General features: G+C 39.6%; 16 protein-coding genes, 2 tRNA genes, 3 rRNA genes and 1 pseudogene. 13 read left to right on the top strand and 9 right to left on the bottom strand.

Annotated elements, in window-relative coordinates; all coding sequences use genetic code 11:
• Positions 1-859 (bottom strand): UDP-N-acetylmuramate:L-alanyl-gamma-D-glutamyl-meso-diaminopimelate ligase (gene mpl, locus J663_RS18205; protein ID WP_033851398.1); only part of this gene is annotated, 859 nt, incomplete at its 3' end.
• 240 nt (positions 860-1,099) lie between these two features.
• Here mpl and J663_RS18200 point away from each other — a divergent pair.
• Entirely contained in the window at positions 1,100-1,462 is a 363-nt protein-coding gene (locus tag J663_RS18200; RefSeq protein ID WP_081404809.1) for a DMT family protein, read from the top strand.
• A gap of 70 nt (positions 1,463-1,532) precedes the next feature.
• Here the strand turns inward: J663_RS18200 and J663_RS18195 are convergent, their stop codons facing one another.
• The gene (locus J663_RS18195) at positions 1,533-1,991 is read right to left on the bottom strand and encodes a hypothetical protein (RefSeq protein WP_033851396.1); all 459 of its coding nucleotides are present in this window, start codon (positions 1,989-1,991) and stop codon (positions 1,533-1,535) included.
• Positions 1,992-2,219: 228 nt separating this feature from the next.
• Between J663_RS18195 and purE the strand changes: the two genes are divergently transcribed.
• The 3 genes from purE to J663_RS18180 all read left to right on the top strand — a co-directional run bounded on the left by purE (position 2,220) and on the right by J663_RS18180 (position 5,846).
• The gene (gene purE, locus J663_RS18190) at positions 2,220-2,735 is read left to right on the top strand and encodes a 5-(carboxyamino)imidazole ribonucleotide mutase (protein ID WP_002115451.1); all 516 of its coding nucleotides are present in this window, start codon (positions 2,220-2,222) and stop codon (positions 2,733-2,735) included.
• Between the two features lie 9 nt (positions 2,736-2,744).
• Positions 2,745-3,866, top strand: coding sequence for a 5-(carboxyamino)imidazole ribonucleotide synthase (locus J663_RS18185; protein ID WP_033851394.1), 1,122 nt, complete (start codon positions 2,745-2,747; stop codon positions 3,864-3,866).
• A 687-nt stretch (positions 3,867-4,553) separates the two neighbouring features.
• Positions 4,554-5,846 (top strand): lytic murein transglycosylase, encoded by a 1,293-nt coding sequence (locus tag J663_RS18180; RefSeq protein WP_033851392.1) that lies wholly within the window; start codon positions 4,554-4,556, stop codon positions 5,844-5,846.
• A 63-nt stretch (positions 5,847-5,909) separates the two neighbouring features.
• Here the strand turns inward: J663_RS18180 and J663_RS18175 are convergent, their stop codons facing one another.
• The 6 genes and pseudogenes from J663_RS18175 to J663_RS18150 form a co-directional block, all read right to left on the bottom strand.
• Entirely contained in the window at positions 5,910-6,284 is a 375-nt protein-coding gene (locus tag J663_RS18175; protein WP_014207668.1) for a hypothetical protein, read from the bottom strand.
• Positions 6,285-6,385: 101 nt separating this feature from the next.
• Positions 6,386-7,354, bottom strand: a pseudogene (locus tag J663_RS18170) (M57 family metalloprotease).
• 137 nt (positions 7,355-7,491) lie between these two features.
• Entirely contained in the window at positions 7,492-8,397 is a 906-nt protein-coding gene (locus J663_RS18165) for a matrixin family metalloprotease (RefSeq protein WP_033851389.1), read from the bottom strand.
• 329 nt (positions 8,398-8,726) lie between these two features.
• Positions 8,727-10,667, bottom strand: coding sequence for a molecular chaperone DnaK (gene dnaK, locus J663_RS18160; RefSeq protein WP_002115449.1), 1,941 nt, complete (start codon positions 10,665-10,667; stop codon positions 8,727-8,729).
• A 118-nt stretch (positions 10,668-10,785) separates the two neighbouring features.
• Positions 10,786-11,340, bottom strand: coding sequence for a nucleotide exchange factor GrpE (grpE, locus tag J663_RS18155; protein ID WP_002115470.1), 555 nt, complete (start codon positions 11,338-11,340; stop codon positions 10,786-10,788).
• 162 nt (positions 11,341-11,502) lie between these two features.
• Positions 11,503-12,396, bottom strand: a complete 894-nt coding sequence (locus tag J663_RS18150) for a LysR family transcriptional regulator (RefSeq protein ID WP_033851388.1) — start codon at positions 12,394-12,396, stop codon at positions 11,503-11,505.
• 107 nt (positions 12,397-12,503) lie between these two features.
• Here J663_RS18150 and J663_RS18145 point away from each other — a divergent pair, with 107 nt between their 5' ends.
• Positions 12,504-13,370: an MBL fold metallo-hydrolase gene (locus J663_RS18145; RefSeq protein ID WP_033851387.1), complete on the top strand. Its 867-nt coding sequence runs from the start codon at positions 12,504-12,506 to the stop codon at positions 13,368-13,370.
• Between the two features lie 391 nt (positions 13,371-13,761).
• Positions 13,762-13,992: a hypothetical protein gene (locus tag J663_RS18140; RefSeq protein WP_000733015.1), complete on the top strand. Its 231-nt coding sequence runs from the start codon at positions 13,762-13,764 to the stop codon at positions 13,990-13,992.
• 167 nt (positions 13,993-14,159) lie between these two features.
• On the opposite strand, the gene J663_RS18135 is transcribed toward J663_RS18140, so the two are convergent.
• Positions 14,160-14,486 carry a hypothetical protein gene (locus J663_RS18135; RefSeq protein ID WP_033851385.1) on the bottom strand — a complete coding sequence of 109 codons (327 nt, stop codon included), beginning with the start codon at positions 14,484-14,486 and terminating at the stop codon, positions 14,160-14,162.
• A gap of 210 nt (positions 14,487-14,696) precedes the next feature.
• Here J663_RS18135 and J663_RS18130 point away from each other — a divergent pair, with 210 nt between their 5' ends.
• The 7 genes from J663_RS18130 to rrf form a co-directional block, all read left to right on the top strand.
• Positions 14,697-15,767, top strand: coding sequence for an alpha/beta hydrolase (locus J663_RS18130; RefSeq protein WP_032006008.1), 1,071 nt, complete (start codon positions 14,697-14,699; stop codon positions 15,765-15,767).
• 157 nt (positions 15,768-15,924) lie between these two features.
• Positions 15,925-16,482, top strand: coding sequence for a peptidylprolyl isomerase (locus J663_RS18125; protein ID WP_033851383.1), 558 nt, complete (start codon positions 15,925-15,927; stop codon positions 16,480-16,482).
• A 391-nt stretch (positions 16,483-16,873) separates the two neighbouring features.
• A 16S ribosomal RNA gene (locus tag J663_RS18120) occupies positions 16,874-18,411 on the top strand.
• A gap of 59 nt (positions 18,412-18,470) precedes the next feature.
• A tRNA-Ile gene (locus J663_RS18115) sits at positions 18,471-18,547 on the top strand.
• Between the two features lie 55 nt (positions 18,548-18,602).
• Positions 18,603-18,678 (top strand) — tRNA-Ala (locus J663_RS18110).
• Positions 18,679-19,030: 352 nt separating this feature from the next.
• Positions 19,031-21,921: ribosomal RNA gene (locus J663_RS18105) — 23S ribosomal RNA — on the top strand.
• Between the two features lie 186 nt (positions 21,922-22,107).
• Positions 22,108-22,201, top strand: a 5S ribosomal RNA gene (gene rrf, locus J663_RS18100); the annotation flags it as partial.

Here is a 22,201-nt window from a genome sequence, read left to right as displayed (position 1 = left end):
TCGCTACACTATGTTGCCCTGTCATGCTCCATTTCACTTCGCCAACGACATTACTATTTTCGAGTACTTTAAAATGGCTACCATCAATTGAAATGAGTTCGGCAGACAGAGCAGCTTTTTCATTTGTCTCTAAACTTGTACGAATCACTGGTGTCCAGCAACCCATTTCAAGCACTTCATCAATATGAGTTTCAGTAATTGGCGCAATAATACGGCCTTCACTTGGAATGGTACGCACAAGATGATGGAACTGTTTTTGAATCGCTGCTAGGTCATCAAAAATATCGGCATGGTCAAATTCAAGGTTATTTAAAATCGCCGTTTTTGGGTGATAGTGAACAAACTTAGAACGTTTATCAAAGAAAGCAGAGTCATATTCATCGGCTTCAACACAGAAGTATTTTCCACCGCCTAAACGAGCACTTTCACTAAAACCAAGTGGAACACCACCAATTAAAAAGCCCGGATTTAAACCAGCTTGATCAAGTACCCAAGCCAACATGGTCGTAGTAGTAGTTTTTCCGTGAGTACCTGCTACGCCAAGTACATGCTTACCTTGTAAAACATGATCGGCAAGGAACTGTGGCCCAGAAATATATGGTAGGCCTTCGTTTAGCATATATTCAACAGCATCAATACCACGTTTCATGGCATTGCCGACAATAACCAAGTCTGGATGAGGCTGTAAATGACTACGGTCATAGCCTTGCATGAGTGTAATGCCTGCATTTTCTAACTGGGTAGACATCGGTGGGTAAACGTTTAAATCGGAACCAGTTACCTTATGTCCTAAATCACGAGCCAAAAGTGCTAAAGAGCCCATAAAAGTGCCACAAATACCCAAGATATGCAGATGCATTGCTCGCCTTCTCCACTGCTTTTGTACACAACATTAAAATGAATTGCTGTGTGTGCATTATTGATAAATTTGCCAGCAACGATAGCAAGGCTAAACTCGAAAAGATAGTCAAAAATCGTTGTTGTTCTATGTGTTTGAGACCCTAATAAAACTACAGCTTTATTTTTTAGATTTAAGCTGAATTACAGTTTTATCTTTTATAATGTTTTGTATCGTTAAAATACTTAAATCATCGTGATGATGAAGGATGTGCCTTTGAGCCCAACGGTTTTAGCTTTTACGCTATTAATTATTTCTAACTGCTTTATGACACTTGCATGGTATGGGCATCTTAAATTTTTGCACCACGCTCCACTTTGGCAAGCGATTCTATTCGGTTGGATTATTGCCTTACTTGAATACAGTTTTATGATTCCAGCCACTCGTATGTTAAGCGTGCAAGGCTGGTTACTCGGTGAAATGAAGATCACTCAGGAAGTGGTTACATTGGTAGTGTTTGTACCTTTTATGATTTTCTTGTTTAAGCAACCCTTTAAACTCGATTACTTATGGGCGATGTTATGCCTATTTGGTTGTGTTTATTTCGTATTTAGAAGCCAGTAAGCTCCTATGGCTTGTGAATTAAATGATTTATTTTATTTAATAACAAGCCATAGTTAGTAGACATAACTATTTATTTAGTTGAATACTTACATGCTTTTTTTAGAATTTTAGAAAATTGCTGATCTCTTGGCGTTGGGTCTTCATAGTCAAAAGCATAATTACTGTCTGTTGTAGTTAAACTTAAGGCGCCATCAGGCTCAAAATTAGACATGGCAAAACCATAGGTGTGATCGTCACAGTAAATGCGATATTCAGTAATTGAATATAAATTTCCTACCTCAGTTGCTCCAAGATAATAACCAGTCATCAGAACTGGTTCTCTCTCATCAGTAGCAGATGTTCCAGTAACAATAAATTTCTCTTGGACTTTACCAGTTAATGCTCCACTTTTGATTTCTCCGTTATAACCTTTTTCTTTATTTAAAGTTTTAATGGTTTTTTGAAATTCATCGATGTTTAAATTTACTAAAGCCGCGTAACTCGTTGTTGTGCAAAGTGTGAGTGTTAGGAATCCAAGAAATTTTTTCATTATTAAGCTCTTATTGATTTGATTAAGCGCGTTATATTAATAAAAATTGAGAATGTGTCACTGTTAAACCATGACATTTTTTGATGATATTAAAAATATTCACAGAGCTGGTCAGTTAAATTTTCGTGAGATGAAAAATCAGTCTATAATAATGGGCTTCCGAACCATTTAAAACTTGGCTCTCGTCGAGATTTATCTTCTTTTACTTTTGTCTCTGGAACATTAGCAATGAATGCGGCCGCAGCACAAGACGCTCAACCTCTCGTTGGAATTATTATGGGTTCTCAATCTGATTGGGCAACTCTCGAAAACACAGCCAATATGCTTAAACAGCTTGGTGTCCCATTTGAAGCGGAAGTGGTATCTGCTCATCGTACTCCAGATCGTTTATTTGAATATGCAGAAACTGCACGCGATCGCGGTATTCAAGTGATTATTGCCGGTGCAGGCGGTGCAGCGCATTTACCTGGAATGTGTGCCGCAAAAACTGATTTACCTGTTTTAGGTGTGCCAGTTAAATCATCAATTTTAAATGGCGTAGACTCTTTGCTTTCAATTGTACAAATGCCAGCAGGTATTGCAGTTGGTACTTTAGCGATTGGTCCAGCTGGTGCAACGAATGCGGCAATTATGGCTGCACAAATCTTAGGTTTAACTCGTCCTGAAATCGCAAAAAATGTTGCTGATTTCCGTGCTGCGCAAACTGATAAAGTTGCAAGCAAAAATATTCCGGGTCAGGTGTAAGAGGCTGAGATGGATAAAACTATCGGTATTTTTGGTGGTGGGCAACTGGGCCGCATGATGGCTCAAGCAGCGTTACCATTAAATATTCAATGTACTTTTTTTGAAGCAAATACAGATTGTCCAGCAGGTGTTTTAGGCCAGGTTTTTTCTAGCCAAGATGAGCAAGGTTTAAAGCAGTTTATTGAAAGTGCTGATGTTTTCAGTCTTGAATTTGAAAATACGCCAGTTGAAGATGTTGATGTTTTGACACAAACCAAAGCATTGCGCCCTCCCCGTGTTGCTTTAGCAACTGCGCAAAATCGTTTGTCAGAAAAAGCATTGTTTGATGAGCTTACTATTCCTGTTGCGCCGTATCGTGCTGTAGATAGCTTAGAAAGCTTGAAAAAGGCTGTTGTTGAGCTTGGTCTGCCGATCGTGCTTAAGACTGCAACTGGCGGATATGACGGCAAAGGTCAGTTTGTACTTCGTTCAGAAGACCAGATTGATACTGCTTGGGCTGAACTTGGTCCTGCAAAAAGTCTAGTTGCCGAAAGCTTTGTTAAATTCTCTCGCGAAGTTTCAATTATTGCGGTGCGTGGCCAAAATGGTGAAGTAAAAACTTGGCCATTGGCTGAAAACCATCATCATAATGGTATTTTATCGCATTCAATTGTTCCTGCACCGAATAGTGAAGCTTTGCAACCCGTTGCTCAAGACTACATTACTCGTTTGTTGAATCACCTTAACTATGTTGGTGTGCTGACTCTCGAGCTATTTGTAACAGAACAAGGTTTGTGTGCAAATGAGATGGCACCGCGTGTGCATAACTCAGGCCACTGGTCAATTGAAGGCGCGGTTTGTTCTCAGTTTGAAAACCATATTCGAGCTGTTGCAGGATTACCATTAGGCTCAACAGAAGTTGTTCGCCCAACGGTTATGATCAATATTATTGGTCAACATCCTAAAACTGAGGATGTACTTGCCTTAAATGGTGCTCATCTGCATCTTTATAACAAGTCAGAACGTGCTGGCCGTAAATTAGGTCATATCACTTTAATGCCTGTGGATAGTAATGAATTGACAAATTTATGCCGTCAATTGGCGGAAATTTTGCCAGAACCACTCGCTTTAACAGCAGATATGACCCTCTAAAAGTATTTTTAATTCTCTAAAAAGCGATCTTCGGATCGCTTTTTTTTATCTTTTAAATTTAAAAAATAATAGAACATACATATTTTAGGGTTGTGGATAACTTTAATTGGAACTTTTGAATTTAAAAAAGCTACTGTAATTTGAATTTAAAACTATAAATGACTGTTTTGGGGATTTTGAATTTAAAATTAGTTATCCACAAAAGTATTTTTAAATTTAAATGATAGGGTTGGATGTGCCTTTTTAAATTCAAAAATAGAAGTCTATTGGTATGGGGTTTTGAATTTAAAATTTTTGGCTGATCTTTAAATTTAAAAAAATACGAATTTCTGTGGTGATTGGCTCCAACCTATAATAAATAATAAGGTGATATAGAATAGGATTAAGAAATAGAAGTGTTTTTGCTCTGTTGTGGATAAAGTTATCCACAATAAAGAAGGGCTTGTAGTTTAAATTTAAAGAGTTACTTTTGAATTTAAACTTGAGTATTGGTTTTGAATTTAAAACTAATAATTTGGATCTAGAGAATTTTAAATTCAAAAATAAAGTGGAAATTTGAATTTAAAACATGGGAAATGAATTTAAAGTAGAGATTATGAATTCAAATTTACGTTTTCTCTCTGAAATTTTGGACTCATAATGGTATGGTACTTACAAATTTAAATTTAAAAATCGAACTAGGATAATATGCGACGTTTTTCTTGTATTGTTGGCTCTGTATTTTTGGCGATGACTCAGGCTCAAGCAGAGCTCGTAATTAATGGTTCTACAATATCTAGCAGTGCTACTGTTCCAGTAGTGACGAGCGAAGATTATACGCCTAATAATAATTTCCAAAGCTGTTTGGCAAATTTACGTTCTCAAGCAATTGCTGCTGGAGTATCGGGTACAACTTATGATCGTTATACCCAAAACTTGACCCCAGATTATTCAGTTATTGATAAATTAAACTATCAACCAGAATTTTCGACACCAATTTGGGATTATCTTTCTGGTCTAGTTGATGAAGAGCGCGTTGAGCTTGGTAAACAAAAACTGGCGCAACATCGAGATGTTTTAAACCGTGCTTCTCAAACCTACGGTGTGCCGCCGGAAACAATTGTAGCAGTGTGGGGTGTTGAAAGTAATTTTGGTGATATTTCTGGAAAATATCCTTTATTACAAGCACTCGGGACTTTAAGTTGTGAAGGGCGTCGACAAAATTATTTCCGCACTGAGTTTTTTGCCACTATGCGTATTTTACAGCGTGGTGACTTAACCGAAGATCAGCTGAAAGGTTCATGGGCTGGGGCATTTGGTCATACTCAATTTATGCCATCTACCTATGAACGTTTAGCTGTTGATTTTGATGGTGATGGCCGTCGAGATTTAGTGTCGAGTACAGCTGATGCACTGGCTTCAACGGCTAATTTCTTAAATAAAGCAGGTTGGCAAACAGGAATACCGTGGGGTTTTGAAGTTAAAGTACCCCAAGGTATATCAATTGATGGAGAAGGGCGACGTTCAAAGAAAGCTTTAAGTAGCTGGAGTGCACGAGGGGTGACCCGAATTGATGGTTCTCCACTTGTTCAAGGGGCTTTATCTGGCAATACTTCAGCGGGTTTAATGGCACCTGCAGGTGTAAATGGTCCAGTATTTTTAGTATTTAAGAATTTTGATGCTATCTACAGCTATAACGCTGCGGAAAGCTATGGACTTGCGATTGCACATTTATCTGATCGTTTAAAAGGTGCTGGTCCATTTGTTGCGTCTTGGCCAACTGATGATCCGGGAACTTCACGTGCAGAACGTCGTGAAATCCAACAGTTTTTGATTAATCGTGGCTATGATATTGGTGCAGTTGACGGCCTTATTGGAGATAAAACCCGCGTAGCTATTCGTCAGGAGCAGACTCGTTTAGGTTTAAATCCAACAGGACGGGCAGGGCAACAAATTTTACGTGCATTCCGTCAAGAACAAGCTCAGAAAATGATGCAATAAACTGGAAATAATAAAAAAGGTCTGCTCATGCAGACCTTTTTTATAGGTACTTATATAAGATAATCACTCTAATTTAACTGCTTCCAAAATATCAAAAATAACTGACGTAACATCTTGGCTTAAATCACGATCATTAAAGATTTCATACGCAGTGATCGTGACATCAGTATCACTTGGTAATTGCTTTTGCTCTTCTTCAATTAAATGTTCAATCGGTAACAGAGTCTGTTTTACTTCAAGATGGAGAATATCTTTATATTCGATATTTTCATCCTCAAGCTCGATTTCATGCTCATTGAAAAAGGGAATTAGAATAGAATGAAGATACGGTTTAATTTCAATAATATCAAACAGTTCAATGTCGCGAGTCTGTTCAATTGTGCTGATATGATCATTTACTTCAATCAGGATATGATAATAACTCATCTTGATCTCCATTCTATTTTCGTTAGCTCTTATGACCACAATAACATGACTTTGATACCAATTTCGATGTATCTACATAGAAATAGATACATCATTTTATATCAAGCTCTTAATTATTGAGGTAAAGCACTTAATAGATCACGGTCAGCATCAGTAAGTCCAGTGATTTTTTTGTCACCATCTTTACGTACTGAGTACATCAATGCATTTGGTTGATCACTATGTTTTAAACCAAGTGCATGTCCTAACTCATGAGCAATCGTTAAGCGTAAATCATCAATAGACTTAAACTCATAAATCACAATTTGTTTGCCGTTATAGATACCTTTTTTAAAGACATCCGCTTGAGCATTTTGCTTAAATTGGTTCAATGAATTATTAAACTCATTATTAATCTGATTAAAATGAGTCACTTTGACATTTAAGTCTTTAGCTTGCTGATTATATGCAGCAATTTCTTTCTTTAAAGCAACAGTTTGTTTTTGCAAATCTTTCTGAGTTTTAGCCAAAGATTTAGCGCTGTATTCAGGTGCTAATTTGCCTTGGTTAAGCTCCATCATTAGTTGGTCAAGATTTTTCAATTTGCCATTCAAAATCTGCTTCTTATTTTCAAGCTCAGACTGAGTTTGACCAAGGGTTTGCTTCAATTGCTTAATTTGTTGCTGTTCATTAATTACACGTTGCTGTTCTTGTTGGAACTGAGCTGCGATTTTTTGACGCTGTTCAGAACGGCTTTGACTATTATCGTAAACTAAACGAATTTCTAACTTTGCATTTGGATCATAAGTAAAATAATCCTGTCCAGTACCTTGTTTCCAAATGTCCGCAGCTTGTTGACTAATTTGAATTAATTGGTCTTGGCTTAAACCAAAACGTGGATCAATATCAGCAATTTTATAAGTCAAATGTTGACCTGTTTTTTGCTGGATTTGAGTATGTGCTGGAGTTGCAAGATTAGCATTAGCCTGAAAATTAGAAAAAGCAAAGGCTACGCCTAATAACAAAGATGTTAAACGCATAATCGAAGGGGGGAGATTTTAAAAAAAACGTATTATAAGAATATAAAATGAAAAATCAATCAAAAAACGTACAAATCAGAAAAATAAATGCGACTTTAGTCTCATTATTTTTTACCAAATGCCAAATTATTTTTTAGAAAAAATTTAATATATTTGGTTTTATTTAGTTTTTTTAATTATTTAACTTTAACGATTTTTCCTTAATTTGGTCTATAAATTGAACTTAATAAATCTAAATCTGAATCTGTTAGTTTAAAGTTATGAATATCTTGCTCTTTTAACCGTGGATACATTAATGATTTAGGATCAGTAGTATGTTTTAGTCCTAATGCATGGCCGAACTCATGAGCAAGGGTCAAACGTAAGTCATTTAAAGAAGCATAGCCGTAAATCTGGATTTGGTTTTGACTGAATAAACCTTTATGGAAGGGTTGAATACTATTTTTCTGCTCTAGTTTGAATTGTGTTTTTAAAGCGCTTAAATCACTTTGCTCTCGATTTAGCTCTTTAATTTTTAAGTTAAGTGATTGAATCTTAAGATTTAGAGTGTTGGATTCATTTTGTAAATCTTCCGATTTTTGCTTTAGTTGTTTTTGCCATTCTTTTAAATTATTGGCACTAGAGTACAGCTGTTCTCCTTGATTAAAGCGCGTTACATCTTGTTGATATTGTTCAAACTCCGCTTTTAGATTGGCCTTTTTCTTGTTCAAATCAGTTGATAGTTGAGCAACCTCTTGTTTATTTGAAACAATTTCTTCATTTTTAATGTGCCAAGCTTCCTGCTTTTGCAAAAGTGCATCCAAATTGTTTTGCTGTTCATCTTTAACCAGTTGATGATCATCATAGATTAAGTTAATTGACAATTGAGCCTGTGAATCATAAATAAAATAGGTCTTCCCAGTTTCTTTTTGCCAGATTTCAGCAGCTTGCTGACTTACCTCGACTAATTGTTCTTTAGTAAGTTGAAATCGTGGATCAATAAAAGCAATTCGGTATTTTAAAGGCTGATGAGATGAATTAATTGGCAGATTGCTTTGAGCAAAAAGTGTTGTTTGTAAGCCCATGCATAAGCATAAGCTCAATCCCCACCATAGAAATTTTTTCATGGCAAAATAAAAAATATAAATAAATCTTATTGTTAGCTACTTAATTTAATTCGTCAAAACGATAAAAATCTCAATAGATTAGGTGAGGTTTGTGATATTGGTCGAAAAATTAAAAAAGATGTTCTCAGACTTGGCAATAATCAAATAATTAATGTAGTAAATAACAGTGGTTTTTTAACAAAAAAATATTATTTAAAATTAAATGTTTAGTTTTTATCATTGATCTTTCTGACAGAAATTTTTGAATAATATCATTAAAAAACTTATTGTTACTTTTTGTAAACAATAAAAAACCGCGCCTAAGCACGGTTTTTTATTAAAGAAACAAATTATTTTTTGTCATCTTTAACTTCAGTGAACTCAGCGTCTACAACACCATCATCTGCTTTTTGTTGACCCGCATCACCACCTTGGAATGCATTTGGATCAAAGCCTTCAGCACCACCAGCTTGTTGCGCTTGTTCATAAGCACGTTGAGTGATAGGCATCAAGATGTTTTGTAAAGCTTCAGTTTTCGCTTTGATATCTTCTACATCATTTTCTTTTGTTGCTGCTTCAAGTTCAGAAACGGCAGTGCTTACAGCTGTTTTTTCATCTTCAGTAACTTTATCACCAAGATCTTTAACAGCTTTGTTCGAGCTTGAAATTAATGCATCAGCTTCGTTACGCGCTTTTGCAAGTTCTTCAAACTTACGATCTTCTTCAGCATTCGCTTCAGCATCTTTAATCATTGCTTCGATTTCAGCATCAGACAAACCTGAGTTCGCTTTAATCTGGATCGATTGCTCTTTACCAGTGCTCTTATCTTTAGCAGATACTTTCAAGATACCATCAGCATTGATGTCGAAAGATACTTCAATTTGTGGCACACCGCGTGGAGCAGGCGGAATGTCACCTAATTGGAAGTTACCCAACAATTTGTTTTGTTGAGCCATCTTACGTTCACCTTGGTAAACAGAAATGTCTACAGCAGGCTGGTTGTCAGCAGCAGTAGAGAACACTTGTGATTTCTTCGCAGGAATCGTCGTGTTTTTCTCAATGATTGGTGTTAATACACCACCCATTGTTTCAATACCTAAAGTTAATGGAGTTACGTCTAATAAAAGAACGTCAGTTTTGTCACCAGACAATACCGCACCTTGAATCGCAGCACCGATTGCAACTGCTTCGTCAGGGTTCACGTCTTTACGTGGCTCTTTACCAAAGAATTCTTGTACTTTTTGTTGTACAAGTGGCATACGAGACTGACCACCAACCAAGATCACGTCAGAGATGTCTGAAGTCGAAAGACCAGCATCTTTAAGTGCGATTTTACAAGGCTCAATAGTGCGAGCAACTAAATCAGCAACTAAACCTTCAAGTTTCGCACGTGTTACATTGATCACTAAGTGTTTAGGACCAGTTGCATCAGCAGTGATGTATGGAAGGTTGATTTCAGTTGCATTTGATGAAGAAAGCTCGATTTTTGCTTTTTCAGCAGCTTCTTTCAAACGTTGTAACGCAAGTGGATCATTTTTCAAGTTCACACTTTGTTCTTTCTTAAATTCTTCAACTAAGAATTCAATTAATGCGTTATCAAAGTCTTCACCACCAAGGAAAGTATCACCGTTTGTTGATAACACTTCGATTTGTTGGTCGCCATCAAGGTCTGCGATTTCAATGATTGATACGTCAAAAGTACCACCACCTAAGTCGTAAACTGCAACTTTACGGTCGCCTTCTTTTTTGTCCATACCGAACGCAAGTGCAGCAGCAGTTGGTTCGTTAATGATACGTTTAACGTCTAAACCAGCGATTTTACCCGCATCTTTAGTTGCTTGACGTTGAGCATCGTTAAAGTAAGCAGGAACAGTAATAACTGCTTCAGTAACTGTTTCACCTAAATAGTCTTCTGCAGTTTTCTTCATCTTTTTCAAGATTTCAGCAGAAACCTGTTGAGGCGCTAATTTTTTATCGTTTACTTCAACCCAAGCATCGCCATTGTCTGCTTTGATGATTTTATAAGGTACAAGACCGATATCTTTTTGTACCGCTTGATCTTCATAACGACGACCGATTAAACGCTTGATAGCGAATAATGTATTTTTCGGGTTAGTTACTGCCTGACGCTTAGCACTTTGACCTACTAAGATCTCGCCATCTTTATAAGCAATGATCGATGGAGTTGTACGTGCGCCTTCAGCGTTTTCGATTACTTTTACTTTATCGCCTTCAAGTACAGCAACGCATGAGTTGGTAGTACCTAAGTCAATACCAATAATTTTTGCCATGTGACGTTTTCCTCAAAAATTCTTTTGCAATGTTTTTGCTTGTTATCCGATATGAGAGTGAATCTATTTTTTTCAAGCGTTTTAGCGAAAAAAAATCTAAAAACTCTCAAAAAATTATTTATTGACCAACCATAACCATAGCAGGGCGCAATAAGCGACCATTTAATGTATAGCCCTTTTGTAAAACGCTACCGATTTCATTTGCTTTAGCATTTGGGTCAATACCGACAGCTTGATGTAAATCCGCATTGAAGCCATTTTTCGTATCAGCTTCTACAACACCAAATTTTTCAAGTGTGGTTAACAGCGACTTCAAGGTCAGTTTAATACCTTCAAGTACTGGCGTTTCTTCATCGCCAGCTGCTTGAATTGCACGCTCTAAATTATCAACAGAATCTAGTAATTCTTTTGCAAATTTTTCAAGCACAGTCTCTTTATGCTTGTCAGACTCGCGTTGAATACGCTCTACACTTTTTTGTGCTTCGTAAACTGCATTCGCAGTACGTGCTTTTTCAAGTTTTAGGCTTTCTTCTAATTTGGTGATTTGCGCTTGTAAAGATTCAACGGTAACGTCGTTTGCTTGCTCTACACCTTCAGCCTGAGTTTGCTCATTAGATTGCTCTGCTTGCTCGTGTTGAATGTCTTGAGCTTGCTCATTTTGCTCATTAGCCATTGATGATCTCCGTTTAAATGGGTTTTTAAACATGTACAGTCCTTTTGGCATCAGCATTTACTGGGTAAAACCTGAACTGCCATGCATATGCTGTAATTCATTAATAGGGATGAAGTATGGGCATTGCCTAAAAATTCAAGCGTACACGGCAATTTAAAACTTTTAATTTTGCGGTTTTAAGTAAAAATCTAAATTTTCGATCATAAAAGCAATAAATTCCTGGGTTATTTTGGGCAAATGTTGTCTTGAAGCATATACCACCGACAAACTTAATTCGGGAGCCGAAAAGTTTTTAAATAAAGGCACTAACCGTTTTTCTTTTAAATCTTTATTAACTAATAAGGTCGGTAACATTGCCACACCTTGAGCATGTACACACATGTCATAAACAGCATTTACATCATTACTTTTAAAGGTGACGTTTAAAGGATAATTCTGCGGTTGCTGTTCAGTATCAAAAAGTGTCCAAAATTGATGTTGGCTATGGTGAGCTAAACATTCATGTTGAATCAGTTGCCTTGGATGGGAGAGGGGGCTGTGTTGCTTTAAATAATCAGGATGAGCGCAGAAAACGGACTCGATTTGACAAACAGGTCGTGCAATTAATCCATCTGCAACTTTTTGCGTTATACGTAAGGCTAAATCGACCTGAGCATCAATTAAGTCCATTGTATTTTCAGTCAGATATACATCAAATTGAATATGCGGATGTTGCTGTTTAAATTGGCGAATACATTCTCCAACCCCTAATTGAAATAAAAATAAACCGCAGGTAAAACGAATCGTACCATTATGTTGTTCAGGTGCGGCTAACTCTTGTAGAAGTTGCTGTTGTTGTAAAATATTTTCGCAGTAGAGGAGGGCTTTTTCACCTGCTGGTGTGAGAGATATTTTTCGTGTATTTCTTTGAAATAGTCGAGTTGAGAATGTGTACTCTAGGTGCTCAAGATAGCGTGAAACCATCGCACGGGAATAATTTAGATGTTCTGCGGCTTTGGTTAAATTGCCATGTTGAGCAATAGAAACAAAGACGTGTATGGCTTTTAATGTGTCCATATACTTTATCATTGTTACAATATGTGCAACAGTTTATCTTAATTTAGTGCATTTACCTTACAAGAATTGCAATTTAAAGTATTTCTCATGAATTTGGAGAATACATAATGAAATTTTTTAAATTAACTGCTTCAGCCCTAGCAACTGCCACTGCTTTAACGGTAGCTTCCTCAGCTTTTGCGCAAGATTTGAAGATCCAAAGTTTTCTGGCTAAACCCGAACATTTCGGCGTGACTTCTACTTTAATTGAAGGCGATAAAGAAGTTCTGTTGGTGAATGCACAATTCTCGAAATCTGAAGCATTACGTATTGCTGCAGATATTCTCGATAGTGGTAAAACACTAAAGACAATTTTCGTAAGTTATGGCGATCCGGACTACTACTTTGGCTTAGATGTATTTAAACAATACTTCCCAAATGTACAAATCATTGCAACACCAGAAACTGTTAAACATATCCAAGATACTCAAGCACTTAAAGTGAAATATTGGGGCCCACAAATGGGTGCAAATGCGCCTAGCCAAATTATTGTGCCTCAAGTTTATACCGCTAAAACTTTAAAACTCGAGAATGAGTCGATCGAGATTAAAGGTAAGAAAGAACTTACTTATTTATGGATTCCTTCTTCAAAAGCAGTTGTAGGCGGTATTCCAGTATCTTCAGGTATTCATTTATGGATGGCAGATACACCAAAAGTTAAAGATCGCAATGAAGTGATTCAAGCTTTAGAAAGTATTAAATCACTCCAACCTCAAACAGTTGTCCCAGCTCATATGGTTGAGGGAGCTGCACAAGGTTTAGATGCGGTTAACTTTTCTATCGACTATCTCAAGAGCTATGAGAAAGCGGTCAAAGTAAGTAAAAATGCGAGTGAGCTAAGTCAGTTCATGCAGAAACAATATCCAACATTGAAGAGTGTGGATAGCCTAGAACTAGGTGCAAAAGTTGTAAAAGGTGAGATGCAATGGCCATAATTAAAATCGAAACACCATAAATTTTCTAAAAAGCCGTGGTCTATCCCCGGCTTTTTTTATGAAATAAGGCATTTTCAAGTAAAAAGTCTCTGTAACATTCTACGTGCCTTATATAGCGTTTCTATGAAGAGAAAATTTTTAACGAGAGTAAAAGGCTAAGATAAAAATTAGAAATTGATAAAAATAAACAAAAGCTTAAGTTATAGCTTCTATATAAAAGGTAGAGGTGAGGCTAAGGAAGAGGTTTTAATAAAAAATTGCACAATTTGTACTTCTATTACTACAAAAGACAACCAATGATACGCACGCCAGAAAAAAAAATTGTGAATTATAGGCAGCGCGAAGATGAACTTTGCATTTAAATGTTTGTCGTAATGAAAGGAAAGTGATTATGAAAAAATTAGGTCTTATCTCTGTAGTACTTGCTGGTGTTGCTTTTACAGCTGTTGGTTGTGCATCTGAAGCTGGTTTAAATGCATCAGGTTCAGCTCAAACTAGCGCTAGCCCATCTGGCGTACAAGCTGGTGTTGGTGTAGATGCAGGTGTTTCTGGTCAAGCACAACCAGGTCAAGTTGATGCTGGTGCTTCTGGTTCTGTTTCAGGTTCTGCAACTGCTCAGTAATTCTTAGCGATAAGAACAGTTAAAAGATTATAGAGTACATATATTCAAGATGCCGATTTATATATGAAATGAGCTGCTACTCATTATTCTATAGTCAAGAGAATGTGAATTTCTCAACAAAAAAGCCCCAAGAGTTTTTCTTTGGGGCTTCCATATTCCAATAGATTTTAGTCATCATCATGATAATCTCTATGATTGTGATCACGATCTTCTAATCTTTTCTTCTCCCATTCACGGTGTCTTTTTTCCCACTCACGACGATTTCTATCCTGTTCGCGAGCATCTTTACGTTGTTGTTCGTATATTCTCTTACGCTCTTCCCAACGTTTTCGTTCCCAGTCACTATAGCGACGTCCATCATTGCGGTCATAGCGATCATCATCATGATCATGGTAACCATAACCACTGCGGTAATAAGGATCATCTGTATAAGCAACACAACCTACAGTTAAAAGACTGGTTGCTAATAAAGTAACAACTAGTTTTGCTGACATAGCACAATCTCCTTTTGTCTGTTAACAATAATTGGCAAAAAAGTCCTGTTTTAAACGACAGATTTGTTAATGACATTTGCTATAAATCAGATTAGCGTAGATTGGTTTTTACCTTTGTATCTTGATTACATGAGTTGTATGCGAATATAGTCAAACAACAAAGAATTCTGTAGAAAATATGAAGGATAAGAGGAATTCATGGAGATAGGCATGACAGCATTTAATCAAAAAATTCAAACATTGCTAGATAAGGGCCAAGGGCCTGCTGCTCGAGCTCTTGATAAGTTACCTCGATTAGCTCAAGAATCACTTGCCAAAATCCTTGGATATGCCTACCAATACCCAGAGCTCGACTCGTTTACTAAATGTATGATGGCCGTACAAATTAAACAGGGACGTATTGGTTTCATTGGTTCAGATCCTATTGAGTCTAGACGGCAGTTTGATACACAAATGTTGGCTATACGCCAGAAATCAACTGAAATTGAGTCAGTGGAAGACATTCGTTTGCCGCTTCAAAGTGGAACTGTTTTCGCAAGACACTATCATCCGTCACCGAATAAAAAATTACCTCTGATTGTTTTCTATCACGGGGGAGGGTTCGTTGTAGGTGGTTTAGATACTCATGATGAGGTTTGTCGTATATTGGCAAAATATGCAAAAGTACAAGTACTCAGTATTGATTATCCACTTGCACCTGAGGTCTCACCTCAACATTTAATCCAATCATGTGAAGATGCATTAGCTTGGGTATATCAAAATCGTAGACAATTAAAAATATTAAAAAATCGTATTGCTGTAGCAGGGGATAGTGCAGGGGGGAATATTAGTACGGTTGTGGCTCAACGATCAGTAAACAAACCTTATGCTCCACAAGCACAGCTTCTCATTTATCCTACAGTTGATTTTAAAAGCCGACATCCTTCTTTTTATGCTTATAACGAAGGATTGGTTTTAACAGATAATGATATCAATTATGTCACTCAATATTATGCAACTCAGCATAATGTAGAATTAGATGATCCAATTATTTCTCCAACCTATGGTAATTTGAAAAAGAACCCGCCAGCTTTTGTGATTACGGCTGGGCATGACGTACTGCATGACGAAGCGAAAATTTATAGCTATAAGCTAAGACAAAATGGCGTCAAAATGCATTATGAAGAATATCCAGATCAAACCCATGGTTTTATAAATTTGACACCTATTTCTAAAAAGGCAAAAAGATATACTATCGAGATCAGTAAGAACTTCAGAAAGTTCTGGGATAAAAATAGTTAAATAAAAGTTTAGTCCATGTTTCACGTGGAACGTGGACTAATACTCAAATCTAAAATATAAAGTACTAAATAAAAGATAATAAATACTCACTAGAATTCTTTTATATAGATGATTAAATTTATCCTTCATTAAGTTTTGCATTTTATTGTAGGAAAATATGAAAAAATTATTAATGTTATGTTGTTTGGGTATAAGCAGCCATTCAGTCTGGGCTGACACTTTAGTTGAAATGCAAACAAATTTAGGCAACATTGAAATACAACTTTATGATGATAAAGCACCAAACAGTGTGAAGAATTTTAAAGACTATATAAAGTCAGGCTTTTATAAAGATACGATATTTCACCGCGTAATTCCTGGTTTTATGGTGCAGGGCGGTGGACTTACTGCAAATATGCAGGAAAAGACTACGCGAGCACCTATCAAAAATGAAGCTGGAAATGGAATTGCTAACACACGCGGAACGTTGGCGATGGCTCGTACTGCAAATCCTGACTCAGCTACTAGTCAGTTTTTCATAAACGTTGCAGATAATAATTTTTTAAATCGTTCTGCGGGTAATGCGGGTTACGCAGTTTTTGGAAAAGTAATTAAAGGAATGGAAGTGGTTGATCGTATTGTTCAGGTCCCTACATCAAACTATGGCATGCATCAAAACGTACCAAAACAGGCTATAAAGATAGTAGATATAAAGTTTAAAACTCTTCAAAAATAAATTAACCATATAAATCATACATTTGTTTGTTTTTGAGATTTTTTTTGGCTGAAAAAGAACCGGTCGAACGTGCATATTTATAAAAGTGCTTGCGTACCAGTTTTTTTTCCCTATAATGCACTCATCCCGACGCGATACACGAGAATATCTTAGCTTACAGGGTTAAGATGAAAGCTTAGTATTGCGTTGAATTCTGTCTCTGACGAAGAGCAGAAAAATCATTAAGAGAATTGAAGAACAACTTGTGTGGATTTTTACTGATTGATTAATCGAAATAATTTTCATTGATTGATTGGTTTAAATTACTCGAAGTTTATTTGAGCGAAATTTAAGTCAGTAATTGATGAGCCAGAATTGGTACCTTGTCTTTAAATAAGGTACAAAATGATTTTAACTGAAGAGTTTGATCATGGCTCAGATTGAACGCTGGCGGCAGGCTTAACACATGCAAGTCGAGCGGAGAGAGGTAGCTTGCTACTGATCTTAGCGGCGGACGGGTGAGTAATGCTTAGGAATCTGCCTATTAGTGGGGGACAACATTTCGAAAGGAATGCTAATACCGCATACGTCCTACGGGAGAAAGCAGGGGATCTTCGGACCTTGCGCTAATAGATGAGCCTAAGTCGGATTAGCTAGTTGGTGGGGTAAAGGCCTACCAAGGCGACGATCTGTAGCGGGTCTGAGAGGATGATCCGCCACACTGGGACTGAGACACGGCCCAGACTCCTACGGGAGGCAGCAGTGGGGAATATTGGACAATGGGCGCAAGCCTGATCCAGCCATGCCGCGTGTGTGAAGAAGGCCTTATGGTTGTAAAGCACTTTAAGCGAGGAGGAGGCTACTTTAGTTAATACCTAGAGATAGTGGACGTTACTCGCAGAATAAGCACCGGCTAACTCTGTGCCAGCAGCCGCGGTAATACAGAGGGTGCAAGCGTTAATCGGATTTACTGGGCGTAAAGCGCGCGTAGGCGGCTAATTCAGTCAAATGTGAAATCCCCGAGCTTAACTTGGGAATTGCATTCGATACTGGTTAGCTAGAGTGTGGGAGAGGATGGTAGAATTCCAGGTGTAGCGGTGAAATGCGTAGAGATCTGGAGGAATACCGATGGCGAAGGCAGCCATCTGGCCTAACACTGACGCTGAGGTGCGAAAGCATGGGGAGCAAACAGGATTAGATACCCTGGTAGTCCATGCCGTAAACGATGTCTACTAGCCGTTGGGGCCTTTGAGGCTTTAGTGGCGCAGCTAACGCGATAAGTAGACCGCCTGGGGAGTACGGTCGCAAGACTAAAACTCAAATGAATTGACGGGGGCCCGCACAAGCGGTGGAGCATGTGGTTTAATTCGATGCAACGCGAAGAACCTTACCTGGCCTTGACATAGTAAGAACTTTCCAGAGATGGATTGGTGCCTTCGGGAACTTACATACAGGTGCTGCATGGCTGTCGTCAGCTCGTGTCGTGAGATGTTGGGTTAAGTCCCGCAACGAGCGCAACCCTTTTCCTTATTTGCCAGCGAGTAATGTCGGGAACTTTAAGGATACTGCCAGTGACAAACTGGAGGAAGGCGGGGACGACGTCAAGTCATCATGGCCCTTACGGCCAGGGCTACACACGTGCTACAATGGTCGGTACAAAGGGTTGCTACCTAGCGATAGGATGCTAATCTCAAAAAGCCGATCGTAGTCCGGATTGGAGTCTGCAACTCGACTCCATGAAGTCGGAATCGCTAGTAATCGCGGATCAGAATGCCGCGGTGAATACGTTCCCGGGCCTTGTACACACCGCCCGTCACACCATGGGAGTTTGTTGCACCAGAAGTAGCTAGCCTAACTGCAAAGAGGGCGGTTACCACGGTGTGGCCGATGACTGGGGTGAAGTCGTAACAAGGTAGCCGTAGGGGAACCTGCGGCTGGATCACCTCCTTAACGAAAGATTGACGATTGGTAAGAATCCACAACAAGTTGTTCTTCATAGATGTATCTGAGGGTCTGTAGCTCAGTTGGTTAGAGCACACGCTTGATAAGCGTGGGGTCACAAGTTCAAGTCTTGTCAGACCCACCATGACTTTGACTGGTTGAAGTTATAGATAAAAGATACATGACTGATGATGTAAGCTGGGGACTTAGCTTAGTTGGTAGAGCGCCTGCTTTGCACGCAGGAGGTCAGGAGTTCGACTCTCCTAGTCTCCACCAGAACTTAAGAGAAGTTCGGATTACAGAAATTAGTAAATAGAGATTTCGGTCTTGGTTTATTAACTTCTGTGATTTAAGTATCACGGTATTAAGCATGACCTGACGAAGGCGTGTTTATTCATTAACAGATTGGCAAAATTGAGTCTGAAATAAATTGTTCACTCAAGAGTTTAGATTAAGCAATTAATCTAGATGAATTGAGAACTAGCAAATTAACTGAATCAAGCGTTTTGGTATATGAATTTAGATTGAAGCTGTACAGTGTTTAAGTACACAGACAACAGATAGTAGCGATGAAGAATCGCACGGACAACACTCACTTGTAGGTGTTGACGACTGTTTGGGGTTGTATAGTCAAGTAATTAAGTGCATGTGGTGGATGCCTTGGCAGTCAGAGGCGATGAAAGACGTGATAGCCTGCGAAAAGCTCCGGGGAGGCGGCAAATATCCTTTGATCCGGAGATTTCTGAATGGGGGAACCCACCTACTTTAAGGTAGGTATTGCAACATGAATACATAGTGTTGCAAGGCGAACGAGGGGAAGTGAAACATCTCAGTACCCTTAGGAAAAGAAATCAATTGAGATTCCCTCAGTAGCGGCGAGCGAACGGGGATCAGCCCATTAAGTTATGTGTGTTTTAGTGGAACGCTCTGGGAAGTGCGAACGTAGAGGGTGATATTCCCGTACACGAAAGGGCACACATAATGATGACGAGTAGGGCGAGGCACGTGAAACCTTGTCTGAATATGGGGGGACCATCCTCCAAGGCTAAATACTCCTGACTGACCGATAGTGAACCAGTACCGTGAGGGAAAGGCGAAAAGAACCCCTGTGAGGGGAGTGAAATAGATCCTGAAACCGCATGCATACAAGCAGTGGGAGCACCTTCGTGGTGTGACTGCGTACCTTTTGTATAATGGGTCAGCGACTTATATTCAGTAGCAAGGTTAACCGTATAGGGGAGCCGTAGGGAAACCGAGTCTTAATAGGGCGTTTAGTTGCTGGGTATAGACCCGAAACCAGGCGATCTATCCATGAGCAGGTTGAAGGTTGGGTAACACTAACTGGAGGACCGAACCCACTGTCGTTGAAAAGCCAGGGGATGACTTGTGGATAGGGGTGAAAGGCTAATCAAGCCTGGTGATAGCTGGTTCTCCCCGAAAGCTATTTAGGTAGCGCCTCGGACGAATACCATAGGGGGTAGAGCACTGTTTCGGCTAGGGGGTCATCCCGACTTACCAAACCGATGCAAACTCCGAATACCTATGAGTACTATCCGGGAGACAGACTGCGGGTGCTAACGTCCGTAGTCAAGAGGAAAACAATCCAGACCGCCAGCTAAGGCCCCAAAATCATAGTTAAGTGGGAAACGATGTGGGAAGGCATAGACAGCTAGGAGGTTGGCTTAGAAGCAGCCACCCTTTAAAGAAAGCGTAATAGCTCACTAGTCGAGTCGGCCTGCGCGGAAGATGTAACGGGGCTAAAACTATGTGCCGAAGCTGCGGATTTGACATTAGTCAAGTGGTAGGGGAGCGTTCTGTAAGCCGATGAAGGTGTATTGAGAAGTATGCTGGAGGTATCAGAAGTGCGAATGCTGACGTGAGTAACGACAAAACGGGTGAAAAACCCGTTCGCCGAAAGACCAAGGGTTCCAGTCCAACGTTAATCGGGGCTGGGTGAGTCGACCCCTAAGGCGAGGCCGAAAGGCGTAGTCGATGGGAAATTGGTTAATATTCCAATACTTCTGTGTAATGCGATGAGAGGACGGAGAAGGTTAAGTCAGCCTGGCGTTGGTTGTCCAGGTGGAAGGATGTAGGTATGTATCTTAGGCAAATCCGGGGTACTCTATACTGAGATCCGATAGCAAGCTGTACTTGTACAGCGAAGTGGCTGATACCATGCTTCCAGGAAAAGTCTCTAAGCTTCAGTTACACAGGAATCGTACCCGAAACCGACACAGGTGGTCAGGTCGAGTAGACCAAGGCGCTTGAGAGAACTCTGCTGAAGGAACTAGGCAAAATGGTACCGTAACTTCGGGAGAAGGTACGCTGTTGTTGGTGATGGAACTTGCTTCCTGAGCTGACGACAGCCGCAGAAACCAGGCCGCTGCAACTGTTTATTAAAAACATAGCACTCTGCAAACACGAAAGTGGACGTATAGGGTGTGATGCCTGCCCGGTGCTGGAAGGTTAATTGATGGGGTTAGCGTAAGCGAAGCTCTTGATCGAAGCCCCAGTAAACGGCGGCCGTAACTATAACGGTCCTAAGGTAGCGAAATTCCTTGTCGGGTAAGTTCCGACCTGCACGAATGGCATAATGATGGCGGCGCTGTCTCCAGCAGAGGCTCAGTGAAATCGAAATCGCTGTGAAGATGCAGTGTACCCGCGGCTAGACGGAAAGACCCCGTGAACCTTTACTGCAGCTTGACACTGAACTTTGACCTTACTTGTGTAGGATAGGTGGGAGGCTTTGAAGTTGGAACGCTAGTTCCAATGGAGCCGTCCTTGAAATACCACCCTGGTAATGTTGAGGTTCTAACTCTGTCCCGTTATCCGGGACGAGGACCGTGTCTGGTGGGTAGTTTGACTGGGGCGGTCTCCTCCTAAAGAGTAACGGAGGAGTACGAAGGTGCGCTCAGCGTGGTCGGAAATCACGCGTAGAGTATAAAGGCAAAAGCGCGCTTAACTGCGAGACCCACAAGTCGAGCAGGTACGAAAGTAGGTCTTAGTGATCCGGTGGTTCTGTATGGAAGGGCCATCGCTCAACGGATAAAAGGTACTCTGGGGATAACAGGCTGATACCGCCCAAGAGTTCATATCGACGGCGGTGTTTGGCACCTCGATGTCGGCTCATCTCATCCTGGGGCTGAAGCAGGTCCCAAGGGTATGGCTGTTCGCCATTTAAAGAGGTACGCGAGCTGGGTTTAGAACGTCGTGAGACAGTTCGGTCCCTATCTACCGTGGGCGCTGGAAATTTGAGAGGATCTGCTCCTAGTACGAGAGGACCAGAGTGGACGAACCTCTGGTGTACCGGTTGTGACGCCAGTCGCATCGCCGGGTAGCTATGTTCGGAAGGGATAACCGCTGAAAGCATCTAAGCGGGAAGCCTACCTCAAGATAAGATTTCCCTAGGAATTTATTCCTCTAAAGAGCCGTTCGAGACTAGGACGTTGATAGGTTGGATGTGGAAGCATAGTGATATGTGAAGCTGACCAATACTAATTGCTCGTGAGGCTTGACTATACAACACCCAAGCAGTTGTATATGAAGCATCAATCAATTCATAAATATGCAAAGCAACTTGATTTAGTTAAACACTTAGCTAAAATGAACAACGAAAATCAGACCAATCAGCCCATCTGTAAAGATTTGGAAAACGCAACGTATCACACAGTGAATAAAACGAAGCAAGTATCCATAAACAGTTGTGCTGGCGACCATAGCAAGAGTGAACCACCTGATCCCTTCCCGAACTCAGAAGTGAAACCTCTTAGCGCTGATGGTAGTGTGGGGTTACCCATGT

It is taken from the genome of Acinetobacter sp. 826659 (genome assembly GCF_000588515.1).
Lineage (GTDB): Bacteria > Pseudomonadota > Gammaproteobacteria > Pseudomonadales > Moraxellaceae > Acinetobacter > Acinetobacter pittii.
The sequence above is the reverse complement of the archived record's forward strand: the minus strand, read 5'-3'. Positions and strand labels throughout refer to the sequence as shown.

Coding starts and splice junctions, on each gene's coding strand:
- J663_RS18145 (WP_033851387.1), top strand. CDS start 12,504: ATGAAATTTTTTAAATTAACTGCTTCAGCCCTAGCAACTGCCACTGCT.
- J663_RS18140 (WP_000733015.1), top strand. CDS start 13,762: ATGAAAAAATTAGGTCTTATCTCTGTAGTACTTGCTGGTGTTGCTTTT.
- purE (WP_002115451.1), top strand. CDS start 2,220: ATGAATGCGGCCGCAGCACAAGACGCTCAACCTCTCGTTGGAATTATT.
- J663_RS18175 (WP_014207668.1), bottom strand. CDS start 6,284: ATGGAGATCAAGATGAGTTATTATCATATCCTGATTGAAGTAAATGAT.
- J663_RS18180 (WP_033851392.1), top strand. CDS start 4,554: ATGCGACGTTTTTCTTGTATTGTTGGCTCTGTATTTTTGGCGATGACT.
- J663_RS18125 (WP_033851383.1), top strand. CDS start 15,925: ATGAAAAAATTATTAATGTTATGTTGTTTGGGTATAAGCAGCCATTCA.
- J663_RS18150 (WP_033851388.1), bottom strand. CDS start 12,396: ATGGACACATTAAAAGCCATACACGTCTTTGTTTCTATTGCTCAACAT.
- J663_RS18165 (WP_033851389.1), bottom strand. CDS start 8,397: ATGAAAAAATTTCTATGGTGGGGATTGAGCTTATGCTTATGCATGGGC.
- J663_RS18135 (WP_033851385.1), bottom strand. CDS start 14,486: ATGTCAGCAAAACTAGTTGTTACTTTATTAGCAACCAGTCTTTTAACT.
- J663_RS18185 (WP_033851394.1), top strand. CDS start 2,745: ATGGATAAAACTATCGGTATTTTTGGTGGTGGGCAACTGGGCCGCATG.
- J663_RS18130 (WP_032006008.1), top strand. CDS start 14,697: ATGACAGCATTTAATCAAAAAATTCAAACATTGCTAGATAAGGGCCAA.
- J663_RS18200 (WP_081404809.1), top strand. CDS start 1,100: ATGAAGGATGTGCCTTTGAGCCCAACGGTTTTAGCTTTTACGCTATTA.
- dnaK (WP_002115449.1), bottom strand. CDS start 10,667: ATGGCAAAAATTATTGGTATTGACTTAGGTACTACCAACTCATGCGTT.
- grpE (WP_002115470.1), bottom strand. CDS start 11,340: ATGGCTAATGAGCAAAATGAGCAAGCTCAAGACATTCAACACGAGCAA.
- J663_RS18195 (WP_033851396.1), bottom strand. CDS start 1,991: ATGAAAAAATTTCTTGGATTCCTAACACTCACACTTTGCACAACAACG.